This window comes from Chlorobium sp., assembly GCF_036528655.1.
GTDB lineage: Bacteria > Bacteroidota > Chlorobiia > Chlorobiales > Chlorobiaceae > Chlorobium.
Genome location: NZ_JAIGND010000003.1, coordinates 26,346 through 40,512 on the forward strand (window position 1 = coordinate 26,346; position 14,167 = coordinate 40,512).

17 protein-coding genes are annotated in these 14,167 nt (G+C 55.4%); 7 read left to right on the forward strand and 10 right to left on the reverse strand.

What is annotated here, in order from left to right; translation table 11 throughout:
* Nucleotides 1–109: 109 nt before the first annotated feature.
* The 4 genes from K4305_RS00210 to K4305_RS00225 all read left to right on the forward strand — a co-directional run bounded on the left by K4305_RS00210 (nt 110) and on the right by K4305_RS00225 (nt 3,092).
* Nucleotides 110–433 (forward strand): c-type cytochrome, encoded by a 324-nt coding sequence (locus K4305_RS00210; RefSeq protein WP_331560305.1) that lies wholly within the window; start codon nt 110–112, stop codon nt 431–433.
* Between the two features lie 156 nt (nt 434–589).
* Nucleotides 590–850 carry a SemiSWEET transporter gene (locus K4305_RS00215; RefSeq protein WP_331560306.1) on the forward strand — a complete coding sequence of 87 codons (261 nt, stop codon included), beginning with the start codon at nt 590–592 and terminating at the stop codon, nt 848–850.
* Nucleotides 851–935: 85 nt separating this feature from the next.
* Nucleotides 936–1,739, forward strand: coding sequence for a pyrroline-5-carboxylate reductase (gene proC / locus K4305_RS00220; RefSeq protein ID WP_331560307.1), 804 nt, complete (start codon nt 936–938; stop codon nt 1,737–1,739).
* A gap of 15 nt (nt 1,740–1,754) precedes the next feature.
* Nucleotides 1,755–3,092 carry a BatD family protein gene (locus tag K4305_RS00225; RefSeq protein WP_331560308.1) on the forward strand — a complete coding sequence of 446 codons (1,338 nt, stop codon included), beginning with the start codon at nt 1,755–1,757 and terminating at the stop codon, nt 3,090–3,092.
* Here the strand turns inward: K4305_RS00225 and K4305_RS00230 are convergent.
* From K4305_RS00230 to K4305_RS00245, 4 genes are all read right to left on the reverse strand, one after another.
* Nucleotides 3,037–4,284: a molybdopterin molybdotransferase MoeA gene (locus tag K4305_RS00230; protein WP_331560309.1), complete on the reverse strand. Its 1,248-nt coding sequence runs from the start codon at nt 4,282–4,284 to the stop codon at nt 3,037–3,039. The genes K4305_RS00225 and K4305_RS00230 overlap by 56 nt on opposite strands.
* Nucleotides 4,281–5,222, reverse strand: a complete 942-nt coding sequence (gene moaCB / locus K4305_RS00235; protein WP_331560310.1) for a bifunctional molybdenum cofactor biosynthesis protein MoaC/MoaB — start codon at nt 5,220–5,222, stop codon at nt 4,281–4,283. The genes K4305_RS00230 and moaCB overlap by 4 nt, the downstream gene beginning before the upstream one ends.
* A gap of 28 nt (nt 5,223–5,250) precedes the next feature.
* Nucleotides 5,251–6,078, reverse strand: a complete 828-nt coding sequence (locus K4305_RS00240; protein ID WP_331560311.1) for a glycerophosphodiester phosphodiesterase family protein — start codon at nt 6,076–6,078, stop codon at nt 5,251–5,253.
* Between the two features lie 66 nt (nt 6,079–6,144).
* Nucleotides 6,145–6,429, reverse strand: a complete 285-nt coding sequence (locus K4305_RS00245; protein ID WP_442880406.1) for a hypothetical protein — start codon at nt 6,427–6,429, stop codon at nt 6,145–6,147.
* Between the two features lie 287 nt (nt 6,430–6,716).
* Between K4305_RS00245 and K4305_RS00250 the strand changes: the two genes are divergently transcribed.
* The 3 genes from K4305_RS00250 to K4305_RS00260 all read left to right on the forward strand — a co-directional run bounded on the left by K4305_RS00250 (nt 6,717) and on the right by K4305_RS00260 (nt 8,555).
* Complete coding sequence (locus K4305_RS00250) at nt 6,717–6,887, forward strand: YqaE/Pmp3 family membrane protein (protein ID WP_331560313.1); 171 nt, start codon at nt 6,717–6,719, stop codon at nt 6,885–6,887.
* 97 nt (nt 6,888–6,984) lie between these two features.
* The gene (gene mobAB / locus K4305_RS00255) at nt 6,985–8,106 is read left to right on the forward strand and encodes a bifunctional molybdenum cofactor guanylyltransferase MobA/molybdopterin-guanine dinucleotide biosynthesis adaptor protein MobB (RefSeq protein WP_331560314.1); all 1,122 of its coding nucleotides are present in this window, start codon (nt 6,985–6,987) and stop codon (nt 8,104–8,106) included.
* Complete coding sequence (locus K4305_RS00260; protein ID WP_331560315.1) at nt 8,103–8,555, forward strand: universal stress protein; 453 nt, start codon at nt 8,103–8,105, stop codon at nt 8,553–8,555. Before mobAB ends, K4305_RS00260 begins: the two co-directional genes overlap by 4 nt.
* Here K4305_RS00260 and K4305_RS00265 read toward each other — a convergent pair.
* The 6 genes from K4305_RS00265 to K4305_RS00290 all read right to left on the reverse strand — a co-directional run bounded on the left by K4305_RS00265 (nt 8,530) and on the right by K4305_RS00290 (nt 14,131).
* A complete protein-coding gene (locus K4305_RS00265; protein WP_331560316.1) occupies nt 8,530–9,351 on the reverse strand; it encodes a metal ABC transporter permease in 822 nt (273 codons plus the stop codon). The genes K4305_RS00260 and K4305_RS00265 overlap by 26 nt on opposite strands.
* A gap of 4 nt (nt 9,352–9,355) precedes the next feature.
* A complete protein-coding gene (locus K4305_RS00270; protein ID WP_331560317.1) occupies nt 9,356–10,120 on the reverse strand; it encodes a metal ABC transporter ATP-binding protein in 765 nt (254 codons plus the stop codon).
* Nucleotides 10,117–11,040 carry a metal ABC transporter solute-binding protein, Zn/Mn family gene (locus K4305_RS00275; RefSeq protein WP_331560318.1) on the reverse strand — a complete coding sequence of 308 codons (924 nt, stop codon included), beginning with the start codon at nt 11,038–11,040 and terminating at the stop codon, nt 10,117–10,119. The genes K4305_RS00270 and K4305_RS00275 overlap by 4 nt, the downstream gene beginning before the upstream one ends.
* Nucleotides 11,037–11,468, reverse strand: coding sequence for a Fur family transcriptional regulator (locus tag K4305_RS00280; RefSeq protein ID WP_331560319.1), 432 nt, complete (start codon nt 11,466–11,468; stop codon nt 11,037–11,039). Before K4305_RS00280 ends, K4305_RS00275 begins: the two co-directional genes overlap by 4 nt.
* 92 nt (nt 11,469–11,560) lie before the next feature.
* Nucleotides 11,561–13,249, reverse strand: coding sequence for a 2-isopropylmalate synthase (leuA, locus tag K4305_RS00285; RefSeq protein WP_331560320.1), 1,689 nt, complete (start codon nt 13,247–13,249; stop codon nt 11,561–11,563).
* A gap of 345 nt (nt 13,250–13,594) precedes the next feature.
* Nucleotides 13,595–14,131, reverse strand: a complete 537-nt coding sequence (locus K4305_RS00290; protein ID WP_331560321.1) for an META domain-containing protein — start codon at nt 14,129–14,131, stop codon at nt 13,595–13,597.
* Nucleotides 14,132–14,167 lie beyond the last annotated feature (36 nt).

Genomic DNA, 14,167 nt, shown 5'->3' on the forward strand with positions numbered 1-14,167 from the left:
GTTTGGAAGGCTGGTTTTTTAATGCTAAAATATCCAGCTTGAGGTTTTTTTGCACAACCGGCACACGACCAAACATCAAAAATCTTTAATTCTTGCAAGGGAGAATTCTATGTCTCGTTTCGTATCTGCTGCTTTCTGCGCGCTGTTTATGATCTCTTTCAGCCTGACCGATGCCAACGCCGCTACCGGCAAAGCTGTTTATGACGCCAACTGCGCCTCATGCCACAAGGACGGCATCATGGGCGCCCCGAAAACCGGCAACAAGCCGGCCTGGACCGCCCGCATCGCCCAGGGAATGAACGTATTGGTCGATAAATCCATCAAGGGTTACCAGGGCAAAAAAGGCATGATGCCACCTAAAGGCGGCAACACGAAACTCTCCAACGCTGACGTGAAACTCGCCGTCGAGTACATGGTCAACCTGAGCAAATAAGCTCTTATCGCTCGCATTGCAGCAAAAGGCGGGAGCACTATCTCCCGCCTTTTGCGTTTAGTCCGCTGCACTCAATACTTTTTATACCGGTATTTCGGAAGGGACTCTTCGCTTCGTATATTCGCCTTCGCACCTCAAGCCAATCATGGAGAACGGATGAACTATTACTCAAGCGAGATGCTCGGTTTCGCTGCCGGCATCATCACCACGCTCGCGCTCCTGCCTCAGGCATTGAAGATCGTCGCAACCCGCCAGACTCGGGACATAAGCCTCGTATGGGCCCTCAGCATGAATATCGGAATCGTGCTCTGGCTCCTCTACGGCCTGTCGAAAAATGACCTGCCGATGATCGCCGCCAACAGCGTTTCGCTCGCCCTGCTCTTCGTCATTCTCCTCTTCAAACTTCGCTACCGGTAGAAGAAACCGCTGCCTCCTGCTGGAAATAGCTGCGAAAAAACGTACATATCGTTACAACCAGTCACCAACAATTCCAGATTTAACGATGAACAGACTCCACACCGGCTTTATCGGCACCGGCAGAATCGCCCGGGCGCTGATCGCAGGACTTGCTGCAAAAGAGAACATGCGGTTATATGGTTTCGATACACTGCCGGCGGCTATCGAAAGCATAACGGCAGCGTACCCCGTCGAAGCCTGTTCTTCCGTCGAAACGCTTGCCGGCAAAGCCGGAGTGATCGTTCTTTCGGTGAAGCCTTACCAGATAGAGGGCGTGCTTGCCGGACTGAAACCGTTTCTTACCGACCGACATCTGCTTCTGAGCGTTGCTGCGGGCATTTCGTCGGAATTCATCAGCCGCCACACCGGCAACAAGGTGAAGGTCATCCGGGTTATGCCCAACACGCCTGCGTTCGCGGGCGAAGGGATGACCGCCCTCTGCAGGGGAACTGCCGCGACTGACGGGGATATAGTTCTTGCCGAAGAGCTGTTCCGGGCTATCGGGAGAACCGTGGTGCTCGATGACGAACGTCTCATGGATGCGGCTACAGCTGTCTCGGGCAGCGGTCCGGCCTACATGTTCCATATCATCTCTTCGCTCGCGGAAGGGGGAGTGCAATGGGGCCTTTCGCGCGAAGATGCCTTGCTCCTCAGTGCGCAGACCATGCTCGGCGCGGCAAAAATGGTACTCTCGGGCAGCAAAAGCCCTGAAGAGCTGATCAGCGATGTCACAACACCCGGCGGCACGACCGAAGCCGGGCTGAAGGTGATGCAGGAGCGGAATATCCGGGAAATCCTTGTCGATACGGTAGCCGCAGCGGCAACCCGCTCGCGGGAACTGATGAAATAGCAATCTGTCGAACCCATGCGGAACCTCCTCCGGCCATTTCCGAGTGTCCTGCTCTTCGTCGCAGCGACGCTCCTGCCTGCCGCAATCCTGGCGGAGACCGTTCGGGAGCCATTTATCCGCGCTGAGGCGACGGCACACAACCCTTTTGCCGGTGAGGAGATCCTGCTTACCTATACCCTCTTTTTCACCGGCGAGGGACCGCAGGTTTCTGATGCGTCGAATCCTTCCCTGAAAGGGTTGTGGTCAGAGGAACTCGACCCGGGGCGATTCGTCAGAAGCCGGAAGGTTACCGTTTCAGGAGCAGTCTGGCGCAGCGCGATCATCAGGCAGTTCAAGCTTTCCGCCATCCGACCCGGACGCTATGTGATCGACGGCTATCGACTGAACTGCCTGATGCCGGCAACTCCGTCGGTTCAGGGAGGCAGAACCCTTACGCTTTCCGCTCCTGCCGTTGTCCTGCAGGCGAGAAAACTGCCGGAACCGGTTCCGGACGGGTTCAGCGGAGCTGTGGGAACCTTTTCCTTTACCCTCAGCGCCGAACCGGCAATCATTAGAGAAGGAGAACCGGTAACGCTGACGGCAAGCGTAAACGGCACAGGAAACCTCCCCTCCCTCATGGCACCCTTGCCGGAAATTTCCCCATCCGTGAGCCGGAGCGTGACATCGACATATCTGTCTCTCGACACTCAGAGAGCCCTCTCTTCCGGCACCCACAAAACGACACTCACCCTCTATCCTGAAGAGGCGGGCACGCTCGACATTGCGTCGGCGCGATTCATCTACTTCGATCCCGCAGCTTGCCGGTACCGGACGGCAGCGTCCGGCCCGATAAAAGTAAGGGTGCTTCCTGTAAGGCGAAAGGAATATTCCGTCTCCGAAACGGAACAGCAATCCGGAATAACGAAAAGTCCGGCAGAAGAGGGTACGCGTATTTTACCATTCGCCGTTTCGCTTGCCGCACTCATGCTCGCTCTGGGAGCGCTCTACACCGCAGGCAGAAAGCGCTCTGAAAACAGACGATCGAAAACCGTAAGCGGCCGGGGAAACCCTGCAACCGGCAGCGAAAGTCCCGACCTGCTCAGGAGCCGCATCTATGCCGCAGTATCCGAACGGGGGGTTGCCAGACCTGAAAGCCTTACGAAAACACAGCTTGCCGACGCTCTCTACAGAACGGGAATCTCAGCAAATACCGCCGAAAGAGTAAAACGGTTGCTCGATCTGATCGACAGGTCGCTGTACAGTCCTTTGAGGCTGAGCGAAGACGAGCTGGTCGGGCTGCAGCGGGAAACCGCCGCAGTCACAAACGAGCTGCGGCAGCCGAAAAGTCCTGCCGGGGAAGAAGGGTACAGGTAACCGGCGTTCCGGGCAGGAGCGGCTCCGTAGAGGGCGGGGAGCCGATAATGGCATTCGCTCCGGTAAGCGAGGTGATCATGTGCGACTCCACTTTTCCGCTCACCCTGCACAGAAGTTTTCCTCCCTCCTCCCGCACCGTTCCGGGAAGAAACCGGTGGCGCTTCCTGTCCGCAGGAAAGGGCTCTTCGAGCTCGGCAGTGACTGCTGCCGGAACCTTCCGACCCTGCATGAGGCAGAGCGCCGGGACCACATATTCGATAAAGCAGGTGATCGCCGAAACCGGATTGCCCGGAAGCGCGAACACCGGACGGCCATCGCCTGTCAGGCCGAAGTAGAGCGGTTTTCCCGGTTTCTGCGCTACCGTCCAGAATCGGGGGGTCACTCCTGCTTCGCGAAGCAGTTCCTGCACATAGTCGTATTCGCCCGTCGATATTCCCCCCGCGGTAACGAGCATATCGCTGCCGGCAAGGGCACGAAAGAGTGTGCCCCGCAGCGCGTCACGATCATCGGGAGCATGCAGCGTCATCGCAGGCTCGATTCCCCATGCGCGAGAGAGCGCTTCCATCATGCTGCGGTTGCAGTTATAGATTTCGGCATCTCCTTCGAGGAGTTCTCCGGGAAGCCTGAGTTCGCTGCCTACCGTGACCAGGGAGATTTTCGGCAGATCGTACGCCATTGTCCCGCCGATACCGAATGCTGCGAGCACGGCAATCGCTCCCGGCGTCAGCACGGTGCCTCTCGGCAGCAGGGATGCCCCCCGGGCAATCTCTTCTCCTGCATACCGAATATTTGCGCCTTTTTTCGGCATGGAAAAGATCGAGACCTCGCTGGTGCCGAATCCGCTGGTCTGTTCGAACGGAATGACCGTATCGGCCCCATCCGGCATAGGCGCTCCGGTCATGATCTGCGCGCAGGTGCCCTGACGCACCCGTTCAACAGGTACTGCCCCGGCGGCAACTTCGGCTATTACCTGCAGGATTACCGGCGTTTCGGACGAGGCCGCTGCAATATCGGCATGACGCAGCGCGAATCCGTCCATTGCGGCATTGGTGAAACGCGGCATCGGAAATGGTGCGGTCAGTTCCTCTGCAAGCACCCTGCCCTGAAGAAGGGAAAGTGGCTGGTAGTGAGCCGGCAGCACGGAAACCGATTCCCTGATGATCATGCGGGCATCTGCTACGGAAATCATCATGCGTGGCCCTCCCCTTTCAGCATGGAAAATGCATGGAACACCGCCGGAACCAGCACTTCGAGCGCATCCGCAGCAGCCCCCGGACTTCCGGGAAGACAAACGAGCAGCGAGTCGCCGATCGTACCTGCGGCAAGCCGCGAAAGCATGGCCGTTTTCGTTTTCCCCTGACCCCAGTTGAAAAGTGCCTGTTCGATCCCGGGAAGCTTTCGGGTGAATTTAGGCTGCAGAGCTTCGACAGTCACATCGCGAGGCCCGAGACCGGTTCCTCCTGACGTTACGATCAGTTCCACGCCTCCGGCGACCCACTCGTCAATGACCGCCTCGATCTCCTCCCTGCAATCAGGAACGATCCGCAGTTCTTCGACCGGGCATCCTGCAGCTTCGAACCCTTCGCGCAGCAGCATCCCCGAACGGTCAAGCCCTTTACCTGCAGCAATGGAGTCGGAAAGCACGAGAATCGAGGTTCTCGGCCTGTACTCCGCGGCATGCTGCTTTTTTCCGCCGGTCTTGGCATCGAGCCTTATGGCGCCAATCTCCATGGTGGTATCGACGGCTTTGCACATATCGTAGATCGTCAGCGCAGCAACGGAAACCGCCGTTAGCGCCTCCATCTCGACTCCGGTGGCCTCCCTCGTTTTCACTGCGGCCATTATGGCAATCCGATCGTCGTGCATGGTAAAGGATATCTCCACCCAGGAAAGGTTGAGCTGGTGACAGAGCGGAATGAGATGCGCGGTCTGCTTTGCCGCCTGGATGCCGGCGAGCTTCGCGGCCGTAAGCACATTGCCTTTGGGAAGGGAGTCCTCACGAAGAAGGCTCAGCGTTTCAGGCCGCATGGAGATGCATCCCGACGCAGATGCGGTGCGCATGGTGCCGGGTTTACGGGAAACGTCGACCATGGCGATATTGCCTCGCTCGTCGAGATGGCTGAATTCCATATTATTGTTCTTTTCGGGTGGCCAGAGTTTATGCGTTCAGCCCGGGAAGCCTCAGCGCCAGTTCGGGATGATCGGTGATGATACCGTCAGCCCCCATACACTTCATGGCGAGCATATCTTCGACGCGGTTGACCGTCCAGGGAATCACGAGCGATCCCTTTGCGTGCAGGGCATCGACCAGTTCAGGGCTCAGAAGTTGAAAATACGGATTCACATAGGCCGGAACAAAACCGGGCTCCCATGGGAAGGGATCGAAATGCGAAAAATCTTCTGCAAGAAGTCCGAAAACGAGATCGTTAGAGCGCCTCCAGACCTCTGTAAGCAGCCTCCTGTCAAAAGACTGTACCCGAACTCTCGATGCCGCCGCACAGTGAGCGATCAGCTCCGAGAAGATATCCGCATAGGGCCCGGGAGCGGGATGCAGCCGTCCGTCGCCTTCAGACCATGATTTGAGTTCGATATTGAATATAACCGGCTGGAATTCGTCAGCATGCCTGCCGGCATCGATTTGCTGCAGGACGTCGGAGAGCAGCGGCCTGACGGCAGGAACCGTCCTCTGTAACGGAAACGACGGATCCGCCATGCCACATTCGAACTGCGCGATCTCGTCATAGTCCATCCGGTAGATCAGGCGCCGCTCTTTTTCAGAGCACCCGAGCGGTTTGCCGTCGGAACCCGCGCACAATGGCCCGCCTATCCAGGGATCATGAGAAACGACAAGACGATGATCCCGGGAAACGACAACATCGAGTTCGATAACCCTGATGCCGAGATCGACCGCTCCCCGGAAAGCAGGAATGGTGTTTTCCGGAAAAAAAGCCCGCGCTCCCCTGTGAGCCTGTATTTCAAACTGCATTGGGTATTTAATAGTGTTTCAGGCCTGGAGAGCAAAAGCCGGCCGGAAGACCGTAATGATCGAGCCTCAGGAACCGCGTTTGCCGGGAGTAAATCTTGCGGGCTTGGACGGCGGCTTTCCTGTCGATTTTCTTTTCTGGACTTTGTTGCCTCGCGAAGCTTTTGGCGTGACAGGCGATTGAAGACTGTTGTAGCCGGGAGAATCGGATGTTTTCTTGCTGCGGTTCTTGTTGAACCTGTTTTTACGATACTTTTTTTCCAGGTCTGCGTAAGGACTTGGCGGATCGGGTGAGGTATTGGGGTTATTAAAATTCGGCTCGTCGATCACCTCATCAACATCATCCAAAACCACGTCGGGATGAACTGTTTTATGCAAAATAATTCAATTTATGTTCAGAAAACCGGGAGTAAGCAATTGTTACCACCCAGGAACGCTTCGAAGGGGACTCTAATTTAAAACTTTATCGATAAAAAACAACAGACTCCTTAAAGAAGCCGACCTTGGCGGTTTTCGTTGGTTGTTGTCGGGAGAAGTCGTAAATTTCAAAGAGTTTACCATTGAATACAAATTCAGGGAACCTCGATTGACCGGCCACGCAAAGCCTTCATGAAAGAAACCCTCTCAAATCGGAGCCCGTTATGGACATTCGTCGCTGGATTCTTGCATTCATCCTTCCCCCCGCAGCCGTCATGAACAAAGAGGCCGGAACCATCATGCTTACCGGTATTCTTACCCTTCTGGGATGGGTACCGGGCGTTGCCGCGGCCGTAATCATGCTCGTACAGGAAAAGATGCAGGCAAGAGTCTGAGATCGGAACCGGTTAAGATAATCCGAATCCGGATAACCCTGCAAAACGTTCCCCGGTGTCTCAAAAGAGATCAGCAGTTCGGCTTTAATACCAGCTCATGCTTTTTCATCCATATGAAATAGCGTTTTCCGGCTTTTCCGGAACCGGAAAAACGACGCTGGCCGCAGCTGTCGTAAAACATCTTTCTGAACGTTTTGCCGTAGGCTGCTACAAGCACGGATGTCACCGTTTCGATTTGGATCGGGAAGGCAAGGACTCGTTCATATTCCGGGATGCCGGCGCTGAAACCGTCATGATTTCCGATCCGGTAAAAAAAGCCGTCATTTCCGGATCGGCGTGGGACGAAATTTCGGAGAGCCGGATATTCCGCTCATGCGACCTGCTCATCGTAGAAGGTCTCAAGGAGCTGCCGCTTCCGAAACTGCTTATGGTAGACAGGGAAAGAAAAATCCTTGACCTGCTCGAAACGGGCGGCATATCCGGGGTCGTCGCACTCGTGGAAACCGGAGATGAACCGAAGGAACTCGAAAAGCGGTTTGACCTGCCGGTTTTTCAGCGCGACGACGTTGCAACCATTACCGCATTCATCGAATCCCGCTTCGGAGCAGAAGTTGCGGCGACTCCTCTCTCAGGACTTATTCTTGCCGGCGGCAGAAGTGCGAGAATGGGTACCGACAAGGCGCTTCTCTGCTACCACGACGAAAATCAGCTCATGCATACCGCAACCCTGCTTCGGCGCCGATGTAAAGAGGTCTTCATATCCTGCCGTCCCGATCAGGAGTCCCGGTATGCCGATCTCGGATTGCCGGTAATCACCGACCGGTATCTCGAAACAGGCCCTCTCGGCGGCCTGCTCTCGGCGCAGCGCCTGTATCCGGAGCGGGCATGGCTGATCGCTGCATGCGACATGCCGTTTATCGATACCGGTCTGCTCGACACCCTCGTCGATAACCGGATGCCTCTGCGCTTCGCAACAGCCTTCCGTCATGCTGAAACCCTGCGTTACGAACCGCTCCTGGCCTGCTACGAGCCGAAATCGCGACAGGAACTTCTCGCGCGACATGCTGAAGGAAACGACTCTCTGAACTCCTTTCTTGCCGGATCGCGAACAGGCGATATTATGCTGCCGGACATCAGCTCGCTCAGAAATATCAACGATCCCGCGGCAGCAGGGGAAGCTCGCAACGCTTGCCGTATTTCCACGAAAGAACCGACATGAACATTCTTGCCGCAATTGATTTTTCCGGCGTCACGGACGATGTCGTCCAGAAGACGCTTACGCTTGCCTCCGCGCTTCAGGCAAAAGTGTTTCTGCTTCACGCCATAGCTCCGGCGACACCGATTTTCGATATTGAAGCGAACATCGATGCCTGGACGCCGGTAGCGAAAATTGCGGAATCCGACCGTCCCGAACTTCCCGCATATGAGCGCCTGCTTGAAATCGCCAGAGCGCTGCAGAACGCCAACCTTGACGTATCGGTAAGCATAGCCCATAACAATGAGGTCGATGCGATTATCGAGGCAGCAGAAACATCCTGCGCCGGCCTCATCGTACTCGGTTCTCACGGCCATGGCGCGTTGTATCACCTGCTTGTCGGCAGCGTCTCCGAAGGAGTGGTACGAAAAGCCTCATGCCCTGTCGTCATCGTCCCCGCACGGAAGCAATGACGAATCTCGCCGTATGGACAAGCAGAAAGGCTGACCCGGCAAGCACGATAATTGCAGCGCCCGAAGCAAGATCGAGCTGGTAGGAAACCCAGAGGCCTGCAAGACTGAAAAGCGCCGAAAGCATCGTGGCAAGCAGCATCATTGCGCCGAGGCTTCGGCAGAATAACCTTGCTATAGCAGCAGGAATGGTCAGCAGCGCGATAACGAGCACAATCCCGACAACCCTCATCAGAATAACGACCGTCAGCGCGATAAGGCAGAGCAGGAGAAGATAGAACAGAGTGGTTTTCACTCCCGAAACCTCTGCATATTCCTCATCGAAGGAAATAGCAAGAAACTCCTTGCTGAAGAGCCAGGTCAAAGCGGCAATGCAAAAATCGAGGATAACGATCATCCAGAGATCATCCGCCGGCACCGTCAGGATATTGCCGAACAGGTAGCTGAAAAGATTAGGAGCATAACCCGGCGTAAGGCCGATAAGAATGACGCCTGCTGCCATGCCGACAGCCCAGAATGCTCCGATCGCGGTATCTTCGGCTACCCTTGCTTTTCGGCTGAGCAGGCCGATGGCGACCGCCGCGAACAGGCTGAAGGGAATCACGCCGAAAAGAGGATTGATGCCGAGATAGTAGCCGAGCCCTATGCCGCCGAAGGCCGTATGGGCGATGCCTCCGCTGATGAATCCGATTTTTTTTACCACCACGTAGCTGCCGATGATGCCGCAGGCTATGCTGGCGAGCAGCGACGCGAACACCGCATTGCGCAAAAACTCGTAAGCGAAGAGGTCTGCGGTCATGGCATCATGGTTTTGAGGTTGGCTGCAGGCCCCTGTCGGCATGGTGCACGAGCAGATCGACCGGATAGGGATAAACCTGTTCGACAGCTCGGCCGCCAGGGAATGAGGATGGAGCCTCTCGCTGGACCATGCTGCAGTTAAGGCAGAGTACACGGCTGACGAAACGGCTGACCGTCCCGGTATCGTGCGTTACCAACAGGATGGTCATGCTTTTGCGCAGACGATCGAGCAGGTCGTAGATGGTGGTTTTCATCTCCGGATCGACGCTTGCCGTCGGTTCATCGAGCAGCAGCAGTTCGGGCTCTCCGGCAAGCGCCCGGGCAATAAGGGTTCTCTGCAACTCGCCTCCCGACAGAGCGCCTATCCTTCGGTTCGCAAGCGAAGAGAGTCCGACGGTACGCAGCGCTTCTGCTGCGGCTTCCCGATCGGCCTTGCTGTAACGCTGAAACGGCGTTTTCAGCGCAATACGCCCCATCAGCACGGCATCCATCACGCTGAGAGGAAAATCGCGGTCGAAAAACAGCCGCTGCGGCACATATCCTGTTCTGCCAGGAGTATTCCCCGGTTCGGCACCAAATACGCTGACGCTGCCGGATGAAGGCTTCTGCAAACCAAGCAGCACCCTCAGCAGGGTGGTTTTTCCCCCGCCGTTCGGGCCGACAACAGCAAGAAAATCACCTTCATCTACCGAAAAGGAGAGATCTCTCAGCACGGCGACCCCACCAAGCTCGACACAAAGACCTTCGCAGCGGATTACTTCATGGTTCATCGCAAAGCCCCGGAAAAAGCATCGGTCGCCTTACGCAGATTGTCCATATAGTCATGGGCGAGCGGATCGACCATCCCTGTCGTACCGCCGATATCCCTTGCGATCGCCTCTGCCTGAACGGTACTGAACTGTGGAGAAACGAAAACCACCCGGATATCGGCTGCTCTGGCTTGTTCGATGACCTGCTGCAGCTGACGCGGGGTAAGCGTTTTACCCTCCTCTTCGGCGGCAATCTGTTTCAGTCCGAATTCGGCAGCATAGTACCCCCAGGCAGGATGAAAGACAAGAAAGCTGCGGTTCCTGACAGAAGCGAGCCGGTTGCGAATCTCGATACGCAGTGCTTCGAGGTCGGAAACAAGTTCATCTGCGTTGGCTGCATATTGTTCCCTGTTGTCAGGATCGGCCTGAATCAGGGCTTTTTCGATATTGCGTGCGATAAGAATGCCGTTTTCAGGAGAAAGCCAGTAGTGAGGATCGAAACGGCCGTGGTGATGATGATCGGCATCTTTACGGAGATCTTCCGCATGGGTGCGTTTTTCATGCGCATGATCTTCATGGTTCACGGCAATAAGCCTCACCCCTTCCGATGCATCGCAGATCTGAAGTTCCGGATTGAGCGAAAGAATGCGAGGTACCCAGTCAAGTTCGAATTCCACCCCGGAACCGGCTTTGACGAACATTGAAGCCCCGGACAATGCCGACATCTGCCTCGGGGTCGGTTCATAGCTGTGCGGATTGCCTCCCGGAGGCACCATGGCCATTACTGCTACCCGGTCGCCGCCGATTCTTTCGACGAAATATGCAAAAGGTACAATGGAGGTGACGACCTGCAGCTGCCGGTTTTCCGGAGTGGTGACGCAGCCGTTCTGGAGCAACAGAAGAATCAGCATAGCCAGAAGGGCAACCGTTCGGTGGATCATGATCGGGTATGGTTCGTTTGCGAAAGACAGGATCCGCAGATCCCTTCGAACTGCATGGCATGGGAAAGCAGCCGATATCCGCCGACCATCATACCATCATGATAGCGGCACTCCTCGATCTCGGAGATACGGCCGCAGGAGATGCAGATGATATGGTGCTGGTGAGGGTTATCAGGATTCGGACAAAGGGCGTAACGGCGCTCCCGTCCGAATCCGGGGATACGGAAAAGAATCCCGCTTTCGGCCAGAGCTTCGAGATTCCGATAAACTCCCGGAAGACCGTTTCTGCCGAACTTCTCCATGAGATGGTCATGTACATCCCTGGGAGAGAGCGGTCTGACGCTGTCTGAAAGAAGCCTCAGAATGGCCAGACGGACCGGCGTTACTTTCAATCCGGCTTTCCTGATTATTTCCGGAGCGTTCCGCATATTTTAAATGGAAATCATTTCCATTTAAAATACAAAAAACATGGAGAAAAAAGCAGACCGGAGGGTGACGACGCTCCGGCCTGCGGAACCGCTTACGGAAGGCGGTTCAGCGAACTGACAATCGCCTTGATGGACGCAAGGCTGATATTCGAATCGATCCCGGCGCCAAAAGAAACCCTGCCATCTGGACACCCTATTCGAATGTATGCCACAGCAAGCGCGCCGGCGCTGTGACCGATCGCATGTTCCGCATAATTCTCGATGGTGAATTCCAGACCGCTGACCTCGACAAACCCTTTCACAAAGGCATCGACCGGACCATTGCCCCTGGCATCCACATGAAACTCCCGGTCTTTCATCTGCACCGTGCATGTGATAATGGTCGCCTCTTCATCGTTACGGTCGGGGTCCTCGTCATCCCAGCTTATATGGCATTTCTTCAGCACGAACGGCTCCTTGAGTTTCACGTACTCCTGGTGAAAGAGATCGTGTATGCGTTCCGGGGAAAGTTCCTCTCCCGTACGGTCGGCAACCGCCTGTACCGCCTCCGCAAAGTCGGGCTGCATCCATTTGGGAATCTGAATACCGTAGTCCTGCTCAAGCACATAAGCCACTCCGCCCTTGCCGGACTGACTGTTGATGCGAACGATCGCCTCATAGTTGCATCCGACGTCCTGCGGATCTATCGGCAGGTAGGGTACGTCCCACGTGCCGTCAGAAGATCCCTTGTGCGCTTTCATCCCCTTGCTGATGGCATCCTGATGTGAACCTGAAAATGCCGTATAGACAAGATCTCCCGCATAGGGATGTCGAGGGTGAACGTCCATGCGGGTGCATTTGTGATAAATTTCGCGAATCTTCGGAAGGTCGGAAAAGTCCAGCTCGGGATCAACGCCTTGAGTAAACAGGTTAAGCGCCATGGTGACGATATCCATGTTGCCGCAACGCTCGCCGTTGCCGAACAGCGCGCCTTCGACACGATCCGCTCCGGCCATAACGGCAAATTCGGCCGTAGCCACGGCGGTACCGCGATCGTTATGAGCATGAACACTGATCAGTACAGCGTCGCGATCCTTTATATGCCGGCAGAACCATTCGATCCGGTCGGCATAGATGTTCGGCCTGGACATTTCGACGGTCGATGGCAGATTGAGTATAATCCTGTTGTCGGCAGATGCCCCCCAGGCATCCATTACGGCATGGCAGACATCGAGAGCATAGTCGAGTTCCGTACCGGTAAAGCTTTCAGGACTGTACTCGAAACGGATACCCGGATTGCCGCTCTCCTCTTTCAGCTTCCTAACGAGTCTGGTGCCCTCCACGGCAATGGCCCTGATCTCATCCTTGTTCTTGCGGAACACGACATCCCGCTGCTGTCTCGATGTCGAATTGTAGAGGTGCACGATCACGCGGCCCGCTCCCTTTACCGATTCGAAAGTCCTGCGGATCAGGTGCTCCCGCGCCTGGGTCAGCACCTGTATGGTCACATCCTCGGGAATGAGATTCTGCTCGACAAGCCGTCGTACGAATGCGAACTCGGTAGCCGATGCCGACGGAAAACCTATCTCTATCTCCTTGAACCCGATGGAAACCAGCAACTGAAACATGGCCACCTTTTCATCGACGCTCATCGGCACCGGAAGAGCCTGATTGCCGTCTCTCAGATCTACGCTGCACCATACCGGCGCTTTGGTGATGGTGTTATCCGGCCACGTTCTGCCGGCAATCTCCACTGCGGGATACGCAGTGTATTTCCGGTAATTCATCCCGTTCTTTTTCATTGGTGCTTTTCCTCTTATTGTGATTATGGTCATATAAACAAAAAAAGCCACCGTCCCCTGAAGGGCGGCGGCTTAAAATCTGTTCCTTTCCAGCGGAAAACGAACTAAAACGCACCTCCTCCAAGAGCCCCCGAGCTCTGAAGTAGCAGGCATAGGCCTATTGTAAGGCTGTTCATGTTCGCTGTAAACATTTTTTCCGATGAAAACGGTTTTCGACGCGATTATTTAATGGACGTAATATAAAAAAATCAACCTGTCAACGCAATTATCAGTATAGAGAACCTGCCATGTTGCTCCACGGTTCCCCGGCAGTTCTCTCAAGCATCCACGCTGACGATTCAGCGATCACCTCGCTGCAACAAGCTCCATGACCGTTCTTCCCCGGTTATCGAACAGGATGAGGCGCCGTCCGGATATATCATAGGATGCTGTAATGCGAAGGGCATCGAGAAAACGCCGCTCCTGTTCCATGATACGCGGCGAACAGGCCATGCGCGTCGTCCCGATCGAACCGAAAGAGAGTCTGCCTCTAAGGCTCGTATAGCTTCCGTTAAGATTGTTGCAGCCGGTCGAACCGCTCACTCGGCCATAGCTGTTAAGAATGATATGAGCATCCATTTTCTGGCCGGGATAGAATGATGCCTTTCTGCCCATAATCTCGACCGCACGCCATGTGGTATTGAATAGACGCGGGCTTTCATCAGGGCGAACTCCGCCCGGCCTGTCGGGCCTTGCGTATTGCACCGTGCATCCCGTCACGGCGAAAAGAAGAATAAGCAACGTTGAATAGAGCGGAAGAATGGCGGCCCTTACGGAAACGTTACGGTTCATGGTCTTTACTGTTCTGGTTTCGGAAATACTCTCTTCTATGGCAAGCGGCACGATTCTATTACCGCCTCACGTCCCATAAAGTTCATC